Genomic DNA, 14,906 nt, shown 5'->3' on the forward strand with positions numbered 1-14,906 from the left:
GATACCGAGTACAGAATAACAAAACATCCTTTTTCAGGTTAACTTTTAACTTAAAAGAAACGAACTCATGTTCTGATGAAAACAAACTCACGTTTCCATCAGAACATGAGTTCGTTTTTATCAGAACGTCCAGACGTTTTCTTGCGTTAACACTTTCATCGTTGAAATCAACAAAAATAGAATCTCCCAAGCATCAACCGGTTCTTCTCCTAAAAAATATTCTTTTCTGTTTTTGTCTGAAAAATAATTCCTATCTTTGTCGCAGTTTTGTTCCGACCAGGTTCCGATGCGGACCTGCGGATGAAAAGGGAATCGGGTGAAAGTCCCGGACAGTCCCGCTGCTGTAAGCTCCCTGAAGAGCCGTTTCCATCCCCTCTTGCCACTGCCCGGAAATCGTTGACGGGTGGGAAGGCGGAAACGACCGGAGTAAGTCAGAAGACCTGCAAAACGAAAGTCATGCTTGCATCCTCGAGGAAAGGATGGCAAGACCATGCAGCAATGCTAGTTTTTTTCTACATGATTGAACCGAAACAACTGACCCGCATCGGCAGCTGGAAAATTGTACTGACTGCCGCCGTGCTGTGCGGCTATCTGCCTGTCCATGCACAGGTAAACCAGCCGGACAGCATTACAGGACGTGTACACGACATCCCCAACGTGACCATCGAGGCACGGAGGGCGCCCAACCGTGTCTCGTCGAACGCGCCTGTGCAGACCCTCAGCCGGAGTACCATCGAAGATTTGGGCATTCAGGATATAGCCGATGCCGTGCGCCGTTTTGCCGGTACGGAAGTGAAGGACTATGGAGGCACCGGCGGACTGAAAACGGTCTCGGTACGGAACATGGGTGCTGCCCATACCGCCATCAGCTACGACGGGATAGCCGTCAGCAACTGCCAGGCCGGTCAGATAGACATCGGACGCTTCTCATTGGACAACGTGGAATCGCTGTCGCTCAGTGTGGGCCAGAGCGATGACCTGCTGCAGTCTGCCCGGATGTACGCCTCGGCCGGAGTACTGAACATCGAGACCGAGCGCCCCCGCCTGAACGACGGAAAGAACTGGCAACTGAAAGCCCAACTGAAAGGCGGTTCCTTCGGTTATGTAAACCCTTACCTACGCTACAGCCACCGGCTCGGAAAACGGACCATCGCCTCCATCGACGCCGACTACCTCCGCTCGGACGGACAATACCCGTTCATCCTGCAGAACGGAAAATATACCTCCGAAGAGAAGCGCTATAACTCCGAGGTGGACTCCTGGCATACGGAGGCCAACCTGTTCCACGAATTCGGCGAGAACAGCCGGCTGGACGTGAAAGGCTACTATTACCAGTCGGACCGCGGACTGCCGGGTGCCGTCATTCTTTACAACCCCAACTCGCAGGAACATCTGTGGGACAAGAACGGATTCATCCAGGCCCGCCTCCGCCACCGCATTTCAGACCGATGGGCGTTCCAGGGACAGGCCAAATACAACTATTCCTGGAACAAATACCAGGATAAAGGCGCACAGTACGAAGGAGGCGTATCGACCGACCGCTATACCCAACACGAATATTACGCTTCAGGAACAGTCCTCTACCAGCCGCTGACCGGACTCTCCGTCTCGCTGGCACAGGATGTGGCAGTCAATACCCTGAGCAGTACCTTGCCGGACTGTCCCTTCCCCACCCGCTTCACCTCGCTGACGGCGCTGCAGGTACAATACCGCTACCGGCGCTTCAAGTTCGGCACGACGTGGGTGAACACCTGGATAACCGAACACGTGAAGGAAGGCGAACGGCCCGACGACCTGAAGAAAATATCGCCCACCGTATCGCTCAGCTGGCAGCCGTGGGAAAGCCAGCCGCTGTACCTGCGGGCCATGTACAAGAATACTTTCCGCACGCCGACGTTCAACGACCTGTACTATTACCGGATGGGAAACCGTTCGTTACGCCCGGAGAAGGCGACCGAGTATAACCTGGGCATCACCTGGAGCCTGCAACCACACTCCCGCTTCGAGTACCTGTCTGTCACGGCAGACGGCTATTTCAACCGGGTGACCGACAAGATTGTGGCCTTCCCTTCCACCTATGTCTGGAAAATGGCCAACTACGGCAAGGCTCACATCACCGGACTGGACGTGACCCTGGCTACCCGGATAGCTGTCTGGAAAGGCATCGCCCTGAACCTGAACGGGAACTATACCTGGCAGAAGGCCATCGACCTGACCAATCCGGATTCGAAAAGCTACAAGGACCAGCTCCCTTATACCCCGGAACACAACGGAAGCGCTTCGGCCAGTCTGGAGACTCCCTGGGTGACAGTGGGCTACAGCCTCATCGGGGTAGGAAAACGCTATTACCTGTCGCAGAATATTCCGGAAAACGAAATAGACGGATATGTAGAACAGACCCTGTCGGTTTCGCGCACCTTCCGTTTCCGGACATTCCAGATGCGCCTGCAGGCAGACGCGGTAAACTTCACCGACGAACAGTATGACATCATCAAGTTCTACCCCATGCCCGGACGGTCGTGGAAACTGACAGCGAACTTTATTTTTTAACAACCATAAAAACAAAAGACATGAAGATCAGAAAATTACTCTTCTCAACCCTGTGCATGCTGGCATTGGGAACCGCTTTTACCGCATGTAGTGACAACGATGACCCGAACAACGACTTCCACGACGAAGGCTCGAAAGTGACACTGCCTCACCACCGTGCCTTCATCCTGAACGAAGGAACCATGGGAGCCAACAACGCCAACATCTCACTCTATGCGCCGAACAAGGACTGCGATTTCATCAACGACCTGTTCTTCCAGCAGAACAACGCCCGCCTGGGAGATACCGGACAGTCCATGATTGAATACAACGACTACCTGTATGTCATCGTAGCCAACTCGAAATACATCGCCCGCCTGAATACAGCCGGTGTAGAACTGGACCGTCACGCTTTCAACGAATCGGAAGGTGACCCGCGCTACATGGCAGCCGAAGACGGATACATCTATCTGACCCAATACGGAGGCAAGGTATCGAAACTGGATGCCGAGACACTGGACGTAGTGGCTACCTTCGAAGGTGGCAGTAACCTGGAAGGAATCGCCGAATGCAACGGAAAACTGTATGTAGCCAACTCTTACTCGAAGACCGATGCAGGCTACCAGTATCACAACGAAGTGTTCGTCATCAACCCGCAGACCATGCAGCTGGAAAAGACACTGACCGTAACCGTCAACCCGAACCAGCTGGTGGAAGAAAACGACAAGGTGTTCCTGATTTCGTTCGGCGACTACGGAGCTGTAGGCTACACTGCCCAGATGATTGACCCGAGCAACAACGATGCCGTAACCGTACTGGCTACCGCTACCAGCATGACAGCCGGAAACGGAAACGTATACTTCGTAAACTCGGAAACCGACTATTCTCACTGGCCGGAAACCAGCACTACCAACACTTTCTTCTCTTACAACATCGCTACTTCTACACTGAACCAGACCTCTTTCCTGAAGGATGCGCCGGCTGAACTGGCTACTTCCAGCATCTACTCGATGGACGTAGACGATGAAGACGGAAACATCTACATCGGTGTTACCTTCTACTCAAACAGCAACGGTACCATCTACCGATTCCAGCAGGACGGTACCTTTGTAGAAAAATTCGATTGCGGCGGTCAGAACCCGAAGAAGATGGTGTTTGTAGACTAAGGAAAAGATACCTGTCATGAAACAATTCTTACTATCTGCCCATATAGTAATCTCAGTCTTACTTCTCTCTGCCTGCGGCGGAGGAAGTAAGACTTCTTCGCTTTCTGACGGCGGCGATACGCTCCGGCTGAAATATGCCGAGAACCTCTGCCTGACGACCTACCCCGACTATACGGTAGCTACCTTACAGGATCCCTGGCACAAGCCTAACATCCTGCATACCTATATCCTGGTAGACAAGGAGAAACCTACCCCCACACATCTGCCCGAAGGGACCGTGGTGAAAGTACCCCTGGAGCGGAGCATGGTCTACTCGTCTGTACACTGTAACCTGTTCAAGCAACTGGAAAGCCTGGATGCCGTAGCCGGCGTATGCGGACTACAGTACATCAAAGTACCCGAAATACAGGAAGGCTGCCGGAACGGAAGCGTGACCGACTGCGGTAACAGCATGAACCCGGACATCGAAAAGATTATCGACATACACCCCGATGCCATCCTCCTTTCTCCCTTCGAGAACAGCGGAGGCTACGGACGCATCGAGAAACTCAACGTACCCATCATCGAATGTGCCGACTACATGGAAACCTCTCCCCTGGGCAGAGCCGAATGGATGTACTTCTACGGACTCCTGACCGGACGGAAAGCCCAAGCCGACTCCCTGTTCCGAAAAGTGGAGCAGTCCTATCTGGACATTAAAAGAAAAGCAGCCGCCACCCAGACCCGCCCTACCGTTCTGAGCGACCTGAAATACGGCTCGGTATGGTACATAGCCGGAGGGAAAAGTACGACCGGTCAACTCTATGCGGATGCCGGAGCACGCTACGTCTTCGCCTCCCTGCCCAACAGCGGTTCCGTTCCCCTGTCCTTCGAAGCCGTATTCGACCAGGGACAAGATGCCGACTACTGGCTCATCAAGTACAACCAGGCCACCGACAAGACTTACCGTGAACTGGCTTCGGACTACGCGCCGTATGCCAACTTCGCCGCATACCGGAACAAACGTATCTACGGATGCAACACCAACCGCATCGCCTATTACGAAGAACTGCCTTTCCGGCCGGACCTGCTGCTGAAAGACATTGTAAAAATCTTCCATCCGGAAGTCTTTCCGGCCGATACGTTGAAATATTTCACTAACTTAGCCGACTGAAAAAACGAAACGACCAGTGAGACACCACGGATTTACATACGAAATCATACTGATACTGCTGATTATCGGACTGATAGCGGCAAACCTGCTCATCGGATCCGTCCACATTCCGGCAGGAGCCGTATGGGACATTCTGTGCGGCAACGAAGTGGAAAAGGCCAGCTGGACCTTCATCGTCCGGGAGTCACGCTTTCCGCAAACCCTTACCGCCCTGCTCTGCGGTGCCGCCTTGTCCGCCTCGGGACTGATGCTGCAGACCGTATTCAACAATCCCCTGGCCGATTCGTCCATCCTGGGTATCAGCTCCGGCTCCAGCGTAGGGGTGGCCCTTGTCATGCTGGCAGGCGGAGGAAGCATTGCTGCCGGTACATTCACCCTGTCGGGGTTCGTTACGGTCATGCTGGGAGCCTTTGCCGGCGCCATCGCCGTAATGGGCCTTATCCTGTTCCTGTCTACCCTCATCAGAAACAGCATCATGCTTCTGATAGCCGGCATCATGATAGGCTATATCGCCTCTTCCCTCATTTCGCTGCTGAATTTCTTCGCGACCGAAGAGGGGGTACACTCCTTCATGATCTGGGGGTTGGGAAACTTCGGAGGCGTCTCCCTCAGCCAGCTTCCCGCCTTCTCCCTGCTGACCCTGACGGGACTGGCGATGTCCGTATTGCTCATCAAACCCCTGAACGCCCTGCTGCTGGGTCCACGCTATGCCGAGAACCTGGGCATCAACATCCGCCGCATCCGGAACCTGCTCCTGCTGGCAACCGGCCTCCTGACAGCCGTGACCACCGCCTTCTGCGGTCCCGTATCATTCATCGGCCTGGCTGTGCCCCACCTGGCCCGCCTGCTGCTGGGCACCTCCAACCACAACCGCCTGATGCCGGTTACCCTGCTGACAGGCGCCGCACTGGCCCTGCTGTGCAACCTGCTGTGCATCCTGCCCGGAAGCTGGGGAGTCATCCCGCTGAATGCCGTCACCCCGATACTGGGCGCGCCGGTCATCATCTATGTCATCATCAACCAACGTAAGATACAATATTTCAACTGACCCATGGACATCTCGCGCATCCTTCTGCAAGCTACCGACGCCACCATAGGCTACCGCACCGGAAAACATACCTGCTCCGTACACAGCCACCTGAACTTCACACTCCACAAAGGTGAACTGACCTGCCTGCTGGGCGCGAACGGAGCCGGTAAATCGACCCTGCTGCGTACCCTTGCAGCTGCACAGCCGCTGCTGGAAGGACACATCACGCTGAACGGAAAAGACCTGTCCTCGCTTTCGGAACGGGAACGCTCGCGGAACATCGGTGTCGTACTCACCGACAAGACACAGGCCGGCGGACTGACGGTATACGAACTGGTGGCCCTGGGCCGACAACCCCACACGGGCTTTTTCGGCCGCCTTCATCCGCACGACAAGGAAATCATCGGCCATGCCCTGGAAGCTGTCGGCATCGGCCACAAAGCGCGGACCTATACCGCCGAGCTCTCCGACGGAGAACGGCAGAAAGTCATGATAGCCAAGGCACTGGTACAGGAATGTCCGCTGATTCTGCTGGATGAACCCACGGCTTTTCTGGACGTAGTGAGCCGCATTGAAATCATGCACCTGCTCCACCGGCTGGCCCAGGAAGAAGACAAGGCCATCCTGCTGTCTACCCACGACATCGAACAGGCCCTGGTACTGGCCGACCGACTCTGGCTGCTCACCGATACGGACGGACTGCGTTGCGGCACTACCGAAGACCTCATCCTGAGCCACGCCATGGATTCGCTCTTCCCGAACGCTTCGGACATCCGGTTCGACCTGATGCACGGCATCTACTCGCCTACCGTTGAAGGGAAACGACACATCTGCCTGGAAACCGATGACGAAGTACTGCGGCACTGGACCCAGAACGCCTTGAACCGCAACGGTTTCCTCTGCCTTTCGGCTGCCGACGCTCCGGAAACGGCTGCCCTCCCCCGGCTTCATGCGGTATCTGCCCGTCATTTCGAAATCCGGACGAAAGGAGGAACGCGTACCTGTACCTCGTTCGAAGAATTGCTGGAAGCCGTACAAACAACTGGCGGAAGCCGGGACTGACCCGCCACGGCTTCAAAAAAAGGGCTATATCCCCGTTTTTCCTTCCAAACAGACAGAGAAGTGTCTGCTTTTTTCGCTACATTTGCGACTCATTAAACATCAACATTACATAATCTATGATTTTTACAGCAGAAAACATCCTTCTGATAGGCTCTGTCCTTATCTTCTCCAGTATTCTTATCAGTAAAACCGGCTACCGATTCGGAATCCCTACCTTGCTTCTGTTCTTGCTGGTAGGTATGTTTTTCGGCAGTGACGGGTTGGGTCTCCAGTTCAACAGTGCCGAAGATGCCCAGTTCATCGGTATGATGGCGCTGAGTATCATCCTGTTCTCCGGCGGTATGGACACCAAGTATCAAGATATCAAACCGGTACTGACACCCGGTATCATCCTTTCTACGGTAGGAGTCCTGCTCACGACCCTGCTGACCGGTAGTTTCATCTTCCTTTTGTCCGAATGGAACCGTACCAACATCGAACTGACCCTGATGGCTTCCCTGCTGCTGGCCGCCACCATGTCGTCTACCGATTCGGCCTCGGTCTTCAGCCTGCTGCGCTCGCAGAAAATGAACCTGAAGGAAAACCTTCGCCCCATGCTGGAACTGGAAAGCGGAAGTAACGACCCGATGGCCTATATGCTGACCATCGTCCTGATACAGATTATCACCAGCGGCAGCGAACTGAGTCTGGCCCTGCTGGGCAAAGACCTGCTGGTACAATTCCTCATCGGCGGCAGTGTGGGTTATGCCTTCGGCCGCTTCGCCGTATGGCTGGTGAACCGCATCGGCCTGTCCAACAGTTCGCTGTACCCCATCCTGCTGCTGAGTCTGGTCTTCGCCACCTTCACCATCACCGACTTGCTGAAAGGCAACGGCTACCTGGCGGTCTACATCGCCGGAGTCATTGTGGGAAACGCCCGCCTGGTATACCGCAAGGAAATCAATACCTTCATGAACGGTCTGACCTGGCTTTTCCAGATTATCATGTTCCTCACCCTGGGACTGCTGGTCAATCCGCACGAGATGCTGGACGTAGCCGTAGTAGCCCTACTCATCGGCCTGTTCATGATTTTCATTGCCCGGCCGGTCAGCGTATTCGCCTGCCTGCTGCCCTTCCGACACATCTCTAACAAGGCCCGGGTCTTCATCTCCTGGGTAGGTCTGCGTGGTGCCGTACCCATCATCTTCGCCACTTATCCGGTCATTGCCCACATAGAAGGCTCCCAGCAACTCTTCAATACGGTGTTCTTCATCACCCTCCTGTCACTGGTGGTACAGGGAATGAGCATTTCTTCCGTCGCACGCTGGCTGCATCTGGACCTGCCGGAAGAGAAGGAAGGAAATGAATTCGGCGTGGAACTGCCGGATGAAATCGACTCCAAGCTGAACGACATTACCCTGACCGACGAAATGCTGACCCACGGCAACCGACTGAAAGACATGAACATCCCGAAAGGAACACTGGTGATGCTGGTGAAACGGGGCAACGAATTCATCATCCCGAACGGACAGGTGGAACTGCAGACCGGCGACAAACTGCTCTTCATCTCTGAAAACAAGGACAACAAACAAGCCTAACGCCATGAAACGCATCGGACTCTTATCGGACACCCACGGATACTGGGACGAACGGTACCTGAAATACTTTGAAGACTGCGACGAAATCTGGCATGCAGGCGATATCGGCTCGGAGGAAGTGGCAGACAGACTGGAAGCCTTCCGCCCGCTACGTGCCGTCTACGGAAACATAGACGGTCAGAACCTGCGGCTGCGTTTTCCGGAAATCAACCGCTTCACCCTCGAAGGCTCCGATGTACTCATCAAGCACATCGGAGGCTATCCCGGCAAATACGACCCTTCGGTACGTTCCCTGCTCCAGGAACAGCCTCCCGCCCTGTTCATCAGCGGGCACTCACACATCCTGAAAGTCAAGTTCGACCCCCGGCTGAACCTGCTGCACATCAATCCGGGTGCTGCCGGAAAATACGGCTTCCACCAGGTACGGACGCTGGTACGCTTCTGCATCGAACAAGGTACTTTCCAGAATCTGGAAGTGATAGAACTGCATGATTCCTAACGTAAAAACTTGGCACTTTCAAAAAACTTTCCGAAATTTGCACGATTAAAAATTTTTCATCTTATATGAGAACCTATCTTGTGACCGGAGCTGCCGGCTTTATCGGCTCCAACTTTTTGAAATACATGTTGTCGAAATACGACGATATCCGGATAGTGGTCTTGGATGCACTGACCTATGCAGGAAATCTGGGTACCATTGCCGATGATATCGACAACGAACGGTGTATCTTTATCCGAGGCAATATCTGCGACCACAACCTGGCCGACCGGCTGTTTGCCGACTACAGATTCGACTACATTGTCAACTTCGCCGCCGAAAGTCATGTAGACCGGAGCATCGAGAATCCCCAGCTTTTCCTGCAGACCAATATTCTGGGAACCCAAAACCTGCTGGATGCTGCCCGCCGTGCGTGGGTAACTGGAAAAAACGAGAAAGGTTATCCTACCTGGCGCAAGAACGTACGCTTCCATCAGGTATCTACCGACGAAGTATACGGTTCACTGGGAGCGGAAGGATTTTTCACCGAAGAGACTCCTCTGTGTCCGCACAGTCCGTACAGTGCTTCGAAAGCCAGCGCAGACATGATTGTGATGGCCTATCACGATACATACCAGATGCCGGTCACCATCACCCGCTGCTCGAACAACTACGGTCCCTATCATTTCCCGGAGAAACTGATACCGCTCATCATCAAGAATATCCTGGAAGGAAAACGCCTGCCGGTATACGGCGACGGTAGCAACGTACGCGACTGGCTGTACGTAGAGGACCACTGCAAGGCCATCGACCTGGTGCTTCACAAAGGACAGGACGGAGGTATCTACAACGTAGGCGGACACAACGAGAAACAGAACATCGAAATCGTGAAGCTGACCATCGCCACCATCCGTCGGCTGATGGAAGAAGAACCGGAATACCGCAAGGTACTGAAGAAAAAGGAACTGGACGAACAGGGACAGATCCGCATCGACTGGATAAACGATTCGTTGATTACTTTCGTGAAAGACCGTCTGGGACACGACCAACGCTATGCCATCGACCCGACTAAAATCAAGGAAGAGCTGGGTTGGTATCCGGAAACCTGTTTCGAAGAAGGTATCGTCAAAACCATCCAATGGTACCTGAACAATCAGGAATGGGTAAAGACCGTTACCAGCGGCGAATACCAGAACTACTACGAAAACATGTACAAGAACCGGTAAATCACCATAAACATAAAAAGAGACTGCGGTGTGATATACTCCCTTAAAAAGGGAAGTATCGCACCGCAGTCTTCTTTTTAGCTGCCTGAACAGAATCGGGTCAGAACTGGAAATAGATGAAAGGCTGGATGTCACTGCTCTTCACCTGCATGACCAGATATACCAGCAGAATCAGAACCAATGCCTGACCGACCAGCGGCAGACGTATCATTCCCCGGCTGCAAGCCTCCTGCCAACGGTCTGGACAGGCGTGCAGCAGATATCCGACTCCCATAAGCAGGAAGACCTTCCAGTAACCCGTAAACAACTGTCCGGCCAATTCCGGATGAAATGCTGTAAAAATCTGGCGAATCATGGTGGCCGACCCTTCGAATGTGGTATTCCGGAAGAAAATCCAACAGAAACATACGAAGTGGAAAGTCAGTACCACGGCAAAGAAACGTTTCCATCCCGTACTCCGGTAATTCTTGGCACGCCCCAACAGGCTACGCACATATTTATGGACAGCCAGAGCCACTCCATGAAGACCTCCCCAAACAATAAAGTTCCACGAAGCTCCATGCCAGAGCCCTCCCAACAACATGGTCAGGAACAAATTGAGGTAGGTACGGATTTTCCCTTTCCGGTTTCCTCCCAACGAAATATACAGGTAATCGCGTAACCAGGTGGACAAAGAGATATGCCACCGGTGCCAGAAATCGGTCACACTGTCTGCCTTATAAGGAGAATTGAAGTTGATGGGGAAACGGAATCCCAACAACAAGGCTATACCGATGGCCATATCGCTGTAGCCGGAAAAATCGCAGTATATCTGCAGCGCATACCCATAGACACCGAACAGATTCTCCAATCCGGAATACAGTCCGGGATTATCGAAAATACGTTCCACAAAATTCACACTGATGTAATCGGAAATCACCGCTTTCTTGAACAAGCCGCTTACGATAAAGAAGACTCCCTGACCGAACATCTCGGGCGAGACATACAACGGTTGCCGGATTTGCGGAATAAAATCGCGCGCCCGGACAATGGGACCCGCCACCAACTGAGGGAAAAAAGATACATAGAACACATAATCCAGCAGGTTGGACAGAGGCTTCAAGCCCTTCCGATAGACATCGATGGTATAACTCAACGACTGGAAAGTGAAGAACGAAATACCCACAGGCAGGAAAATATCCAACGGATGGTATGTTCCGTGCCAGAGCGGTGCCAACATCTCATAAAAGAAATTGGTATACTTGAAGTAACAGAGCAGTCCCAGATTGATACAAAGGCTGCAGCAGACGATCAGCTTGCGCTTCCAGGAGGTTTCCGTCCGGTACATCCAACGGGCCAGCAGAAAATCGGACACCGTAACGATGCCCAGCAGGAAAAAATAGAACCCGCTGCTCTTATAATAGAAATAATAGGAAAACAACGAAACGAACAGCAGCCTGGCCGTCGTTTTACGCTGCAGAAGCAGGTAAATCAGGCTGAATCCGAGGAACAGCCAAAGAAAAAGCCCACTGCTGAAAATCATCGGCTGCTGAGGATCGTAAGTCAATACGTCCGTCAGTTTCTTCCAATCAATTTCGAGATCCGGTAAATTGAGTTGCCACATAATTGTTATATGCTTTAATCAGTGCTTCGTGTAACAATAATCCCTGAACAGTATATCCCTGTCGGGTAAAATGAATCCGGTCTTTCTGGTAATAATTGCCGGCTACCCAGTTCAGACAAGCCCGTTGCTTTCCTCCTACGATGTCATACATGTCCCAAATGGCCATCCGGTGGTCACGGGCATAATTCTGTTCGGTAGCGACCACCTGAGGAGTCTGGGTATTGATGACCCTTCCCCTTCGACCTTGACGCTTATAAGCCCCCGGAGGAGTGGTCAGCAGAATAGCCGATTCGGGGCACGATTCCTTCAGGGCATCCAGCAAAGTTCTCATGTGTTGCTGATGCTGGGCTGCCACATAACGGGGAGCATGAGCTTCATTGGTTCCGAAAGACACAATAATCAAATCAGGATGCAATGCTGCTATCTCGTGTATGCGTTCAGGCGTATAAAACGTACCGTATGTCGCGCCGTTCACTCCCAGCATGTGATACACGATTCCCCGCTCGCCCGTCTCTTCCGCCAAACCGGACGACTGGTAGGTCACTTCCTCGTCCACTACCGCTTCGCTTCCGAACTCCTCCTCCAATTTCTTCCGGACAACGTATGGCAACACATGCCCACGGACGTGCGAATCGCCGATATGTACAATACGTACCGGCCCTTCCATACGCATCAACTTATTCCAAAAAGGGTCAAGCGTATGCTCCGGGTCCTCGATTTCATTCTTCCGGGTCTCCCGGAACACGACGGGCATCGAAGGTTCACAGTCTATCAACCCCATCATACGGACCATTGCCTGCTCACTGAATACCGGACCGGAATTCCTGTCCGGCAACACCTTCTCAGGAAGAGCATCCTGTGCCTGAAGCATGACCGCCATTCCCCAGAAAAGTATTCCAAATATCCATCGGCTACTGCATCTCATACGCTTTCCGTTTTTCATACTGTTCCTTTCCATATACGAACGTTTCAAACAACAAGTTGGCGAAATACTTACCTCCACGGAAGTTGATGTGCGTGTAGTCGTAATTTGCCAAAGCCGGCTTCCGGTTGACCAGTTCCGCCATACTTCCTTCTCCTCCCATCGCCTCGAACAGGTTCCAGAAGGCTACATGTGTCTGGGCAGCCAAGGCTTTCTGGAAACGGATAAGGTTCTTCACGCCTGGCATCGTACGCAATTCGCCGGTCTCGGTCCGGTAATCCCGATCGCCTACCCCCACTATCAGGATAGAAGCCTGAGGGAACTCCCTTTTCAGATAATTCACCACCTTTTCCATAGCCGTCTGGTAGTAGGCATAGTTCACTCCCTGTTCCGAAGCCACATTCAATCCATATTGCAGGACAATCAAATCATACGTACGCAAACGCTCATACTGCTGCAAAATTGCGGAAGGAATGTGTATCAGTTGCTGTCCGTTACTGCCGCGTGTACTGAAATTGTCGAGCACGATTCCGCTGGCCGGATCCATTGTGGCGGCATAGAAAGTCGCAGTAGCCGCAGAATCCAGCTGCTCCACTTTCCAGGAGACGCTTTTGATATTTCCGGTTACCGATACAGACTGCATCAGGCTATCGCCTCCCAACGCAAAATGCCGGGCCTCCCCTCCATTGACAGAAGCGGACAGACGGATGGAATCATTGGTCCGGAAATAAATCGTAGAGATATTGCAGGAATCAGCGTATTCCCCCTGTTTTCTTCCCCTCAACGTGACAGAAGCTCCGGGGCGAGGAATAAAATAATGGTTCGAGATGTCCTGTCGTTTCCGGTCGAAAAAGACCGAATCGGTAATGGCATGGCTGCTCCAACCGCTGAAGGAATGGACAACCGTCGGACGATAACCGGATAAATTGGAAGCTACTGGGATATACCCTACCCCGCTTCCACCAAATTTCTGCTGAAGCAAAGTACGTAAGTCTCCCGTCATGATGTCCGCTTCGATGAACGAATCGCCGAAATAAGCGATACGTACCGGACGCCCCAACGAAGAGCGGTTAATCAAAGCCTCGTAAAAGGATTTCATTCCCCGCATGGTAGAATCAGAAAAATCTTCGATACAAGTCATACCGGATTTACACGTATCTATAAAAGTCGGCTTCACCGGTTCCGGTAAGACCGATGTATCCGAATCGGCCGATACCGGAGATGCCTCCAAACGGATATCAGCCAACAGGTCCACACGCCGTAACGGTTTACCTCCCAGCTCGATACGGGGCAACCAATGCAGGGCCCCCAAACCCAATACCAGCAATAAAGTCAATAGGAATGTTGCAGCAACTCTATTCTTCATACAGAATTCTCATAAAGACGGCTGCAAAGATAGTGAAAGGTGAGTGGAGAGGCAAACGAATAACAGAGTTTTTCAGGTTTGACAATCCTGAACCGCCTCCAGTCTTATGAAAAGAAAGGGAAAGTTGGAAGCAGCAAAAGAGCCGTCAGTTTACGCGCTTTTCACGGACTGTCTGTAAAAAATGATCCACCATCCGGGCTCCCTTTTCGGTAGTGATTCCCCGCATGTGCAGAATCGTAATTTCGCTGTAAATTTCATCCAGCGGATAGTTCTCTGCCAAATCCGAATACACCAGAACATCCAACTGCATCGACATGGCCTTACTGATGATATCAAAGTTAATGTCTTCGCGGAAAATGCCCTGATTCACTCCCTGGCGGAAATGTTCGGCCGCTGCCTTATCCGAATCTCGCTGCTCCTGCCGGAAAAACTCCAGAATTTCCGGATACTTCCTCAAATCGCGGAAGAACACCGGATTCATCTCACACAATTCACTGGATTTTTTTTCATAAAAGGCAAAGATTACCTCCAAGGCATTTTCAGCCTTGGAAGCAATCTTCGCCATATAATCATGCATCTCGTTCCGCTGAAAGCGCATGACTTCCAGCAAGAGCTGCCTTTTATCCTGAAAAAGCTCATAAAGCGTCCGCTTCGAAATGGAAAGTGATGCCGCTATATCGTCCATGTGGACATTGCGGATTCCCAGACTAAAAAAAGCTTTTACAGCCTGTTGCAACACCTCATTCCGAAGTTCCGATCGATCTTTCTTTACACGCTTTACCGCCATTCCATTC

General features: G+C 52.4%; 12 protein-coding genes and 1 riboswitch. Of the genes, 8 read left to right on the forward strand and 4 right to left on the reverse strand.

Annotated elements, in window-relative coordinates; genetic code table 11:
• The first annotated feature begins 250 nt into the window (after nucleotides 1-250).
• A riboswitch (cobalamin riboswitch) is annotated at nucleotides 251-462 on the forward strand.
• 54 nt (nucleotides 463-516) lie between these two features.
• The 8 genes from C510_RS0101275 to rfbB all read left to right on the forward strand — a co-directional run bounded on the left by C510_RS0101275 (nucleotide 517) and on the right by rfbB (nucleotide 10,221).
• Entirely contained in the window at nucleotides 517-2,550 is a 2,034-nt protein-coding gene (locus C510_RS0101275; RefSeq protein WP_018709525.1) for a TonB-dependent receptor plug domain-containing protein, read from the forward strand.
• Between the two features lie 20 nt (nucleotides 2,551-2,570).
• Nucleotides 2,571-3,695: a YncE family protein gene (locus C510_RS0101280; protein WP_022340555.1), complete on the forward strand. Its 1,125-nt coding sequence runs from the start codon at nucleotides 2,571-2,573 to the stop codon at nucleotides 3,693-3,695.
• A 16-nt stretch (nucleotides 3,696-3,711) separates the two neighbouring features.
• Nucleotides 3,712-4,848, forward strand: coding sequence for an ABC transporter substrate-binding protein (locus C510_RS0101285; protein ID WP_018709527.1), 1,137 nt, complete (start codon nucleotides 3,712-3,714; stop codon nucleotides 4,846-4,848).
• Between the two features lie 16 nt (nucleotides 4,849-4,864).
• Nucleotides 4,865-5,896 (forward strand): iron ABC transporter permease, encoded by a 1,032-nt coding sequence (locus tag C510_RS0101290; protein WP_018709528.1) that lies wholly within the window; start codon nucleotides 4,865-4,867, stop codon nucleotides 5,894-5,896.
• A gap of 3 nt (nucleotides 5,897-5,899) precedes the next feature.
• Nucleotides 5,900-6,940 (forward strand): ABC transporter ATP-binding protein, encoded by a 1,041-nt coding sequence (locus tag C510_RS0101295; RefSeq protein ID WP_018709529.1) that lies wholly within the window; start codon nucleotides 5,900-5,902, stop codon nucleotides 6,938-6,940.
• 116 nt (nucleotides 6,941-7,056) lie between these two features.
• The gene (locus C510_RS0101300) at nucleotides 7,057-8,517 is read left to right on the forward strand and encodes a potassium/proton antiporter (RefSeq protein ID WP_018709530.1); all 1,461 of its coding nucleotides are present in this window, start codon (nucleotides 7,057-7,059) and stop codon (nucleotides 8,515-8,517) included.
• 4 nt (nucleotides 8,518-8,521) lie between these two features.
• Complete coding sequence (locus C510_RS0101305; protein WP_018709531.1) at nucleotides 8,522-9,016, forward strand: metallophosphoesterase family protein; 495 nt, start codon at nucleotides 8,522-8,524, stop codon at nucleotides 9,014-9,016.
• Nucleotides 9,017-9,081: 65 nt separating this feature from the next.
• Nucleotides 9,082-10,221, forward strand: coding sequence for a dTDP-glucose 4,6-dehydratase (gene rfbB / locus C510_RS0101310; protein ID WP_018709532.1), 1,140 nt, complete (start codon nucleotides 9,082-9,084; stop codon nucleotides 10,219-10,221).
• Between the two features lie 100 nt (nucleotides 10,222-10,321).
• On the opposite strand, the gene C510_RS0101315 is transcribed toward rfbB, so the two are convergent.
• The 4 genes from C510_RS0101315 to C510_RS0101330 form a co-directional block, all read right to left on the reverse strand.
• On the reverse strand, nucleotides 10,322-11,824 hold the full coding sequence (locus tag C510_RS0101315) for an MBOAT family O-acyltransferase (RefSeq protein WP_018709533.1): 1,503 nt from the start codon (nucleotides 11,822-11,824) through the stop codon (nucleotides 10,322-10,324).
• Complete coding sequence (locus C510_RS0101320; protein WP_022340551.1) at nucleotides 11,790-12,749, reverse strand: SGNH/GDSL hydrolase family protein; 960 nt, start codon at nucleotides 12,747-12,749, stop codon at nucleotides 11,790-11,792. Before C510_RS0101320 ends, C510_RS0101315 begins: the two co-directional genes overlap by 35 nt.
• Nucleotides 12,736-14,112, reverse strand: coding sequence for an SGNH/GDSL hydrolase family protein (locus C510_RS0101325; protein ID WP_025892114.1), 1,377 nt, complete (start codon nucleotides 14,110-14,112; stop codon nucleotides 12,736-12,738). The genes C510_RS0101320 and C510_RS0101325 overlap by 14 nt, the downstream gene beginning before the upstream one ends.
• A 145-nt stretch (nucleotides 14,113-14,257) precedes the next feature.
• Nucleotides 14,258-14,899: a TetR/AcrR family transcriptional regulator gene (locus tag C510_RS0101330; protein ID WP_018709536.1), complete on the reverse strand. Its 642-nt coding sequence runs from the start codon at nucleotides 14,897-14,899 to the stop codon at nucleotides 14,258-14,260.
• Between the last annotated feature and the right edge of the window lie 7 nt (nucleotides 14,900-14,906).

It is taken from the genome of Phocaeicola barnesiae DSM 18169 = JCM 13652, assembly GCF_000374585.1.
GTDB classification, from domain to species: domain Bacteria; phylum Bacteroidota; class Bacteroidia; order Bacteroidales; family Bacteroidaceae; genus Phocaeicola; species Phocaeicola barnesiae.

What these genes read in the sequence shown, in the direction of transcription:
- C510_RS0101330 (WP_018709536.1), bottom strand. Translation starts at nt 14,899, where the DNA reads ATGGCGGTAAAGCGTGTAAAGAAAGATCGATCGGAACTTCGGAATGAG.
- C510_RS0101305 (WP_018709531.1), top strand. Translation starts at nt 8,522, where the DNA reads ATGAAACGCATCGGACTCTTATCGGACACCCACGGATACTGGGACGAA.
- C510_RS0101280 (WP_022340555.1), top strand. Translation starts at nt 2,571, where the DNA reads ATGAAGATCAGAAAATTACTCTTCTCAACCCTGTGCATGCTGGCATTG.
- rfbB (WP_018709532.1), top strand. Translation starts at nt 9,082, where the DNA reads ATGAGAACCTATCTTGTGACCGGAGCTGCCGGCTTTATCGGCTCCAAC.
- C510_RS0101285 (WP_018709527.1), top strand. Translation starts at nt 3,712, where the DNA reads ATGAAACAATTCTTACTATCTGCCCATATAGTAATCTCAGTCTTACTT.
- C510_RS0101325 (WP_025892114.1), bottom strand. Translation starts at nt 14,112, where the DNA reads ATGAAGAATAGAGTTGCTGCAACATTCCTATTGACTTTATTGCTGGTA.
- C510_RS0101275 (WP_018709525.1), top strand. Translation starts at nt 517, where the DNA reads ATGATTGAACCGAAACAACTGACCCGCATCGGCAGCTGGAAAATTGTA.
- C510_RS0101300 (WP_018709530.1), top strand. Translation starts at nt 7,057, where the DNA reads ATGATTTTTACAGCAGAAAACATCCTTCTGATAGGCTCTGTCCTTATC.
- C510_RS0101320 (WP_022340551.1), bottom strand. Translation starts at nt 12,749, where the DNA reads ATGAGATGCAGTAGCCGATGGATATTTGGAATACTTTTCTGGGGAATG.
- C510_RS0101295 (WP_018709529.1), top strand. Translation starts at nt 5,900, where the DNA reads ATGGACATCTCGCGCATCCTTCTGCAAGCTACCGACGCCACCATAGGC.
- C510_RS0101315 (WP_018709533.1), bottom strand. Translation starts at nt 11,824, where the DNA reads ATGTGGCAACTCAATTTACCGGATCTCGAAATTGATTGGAAGAAACTG.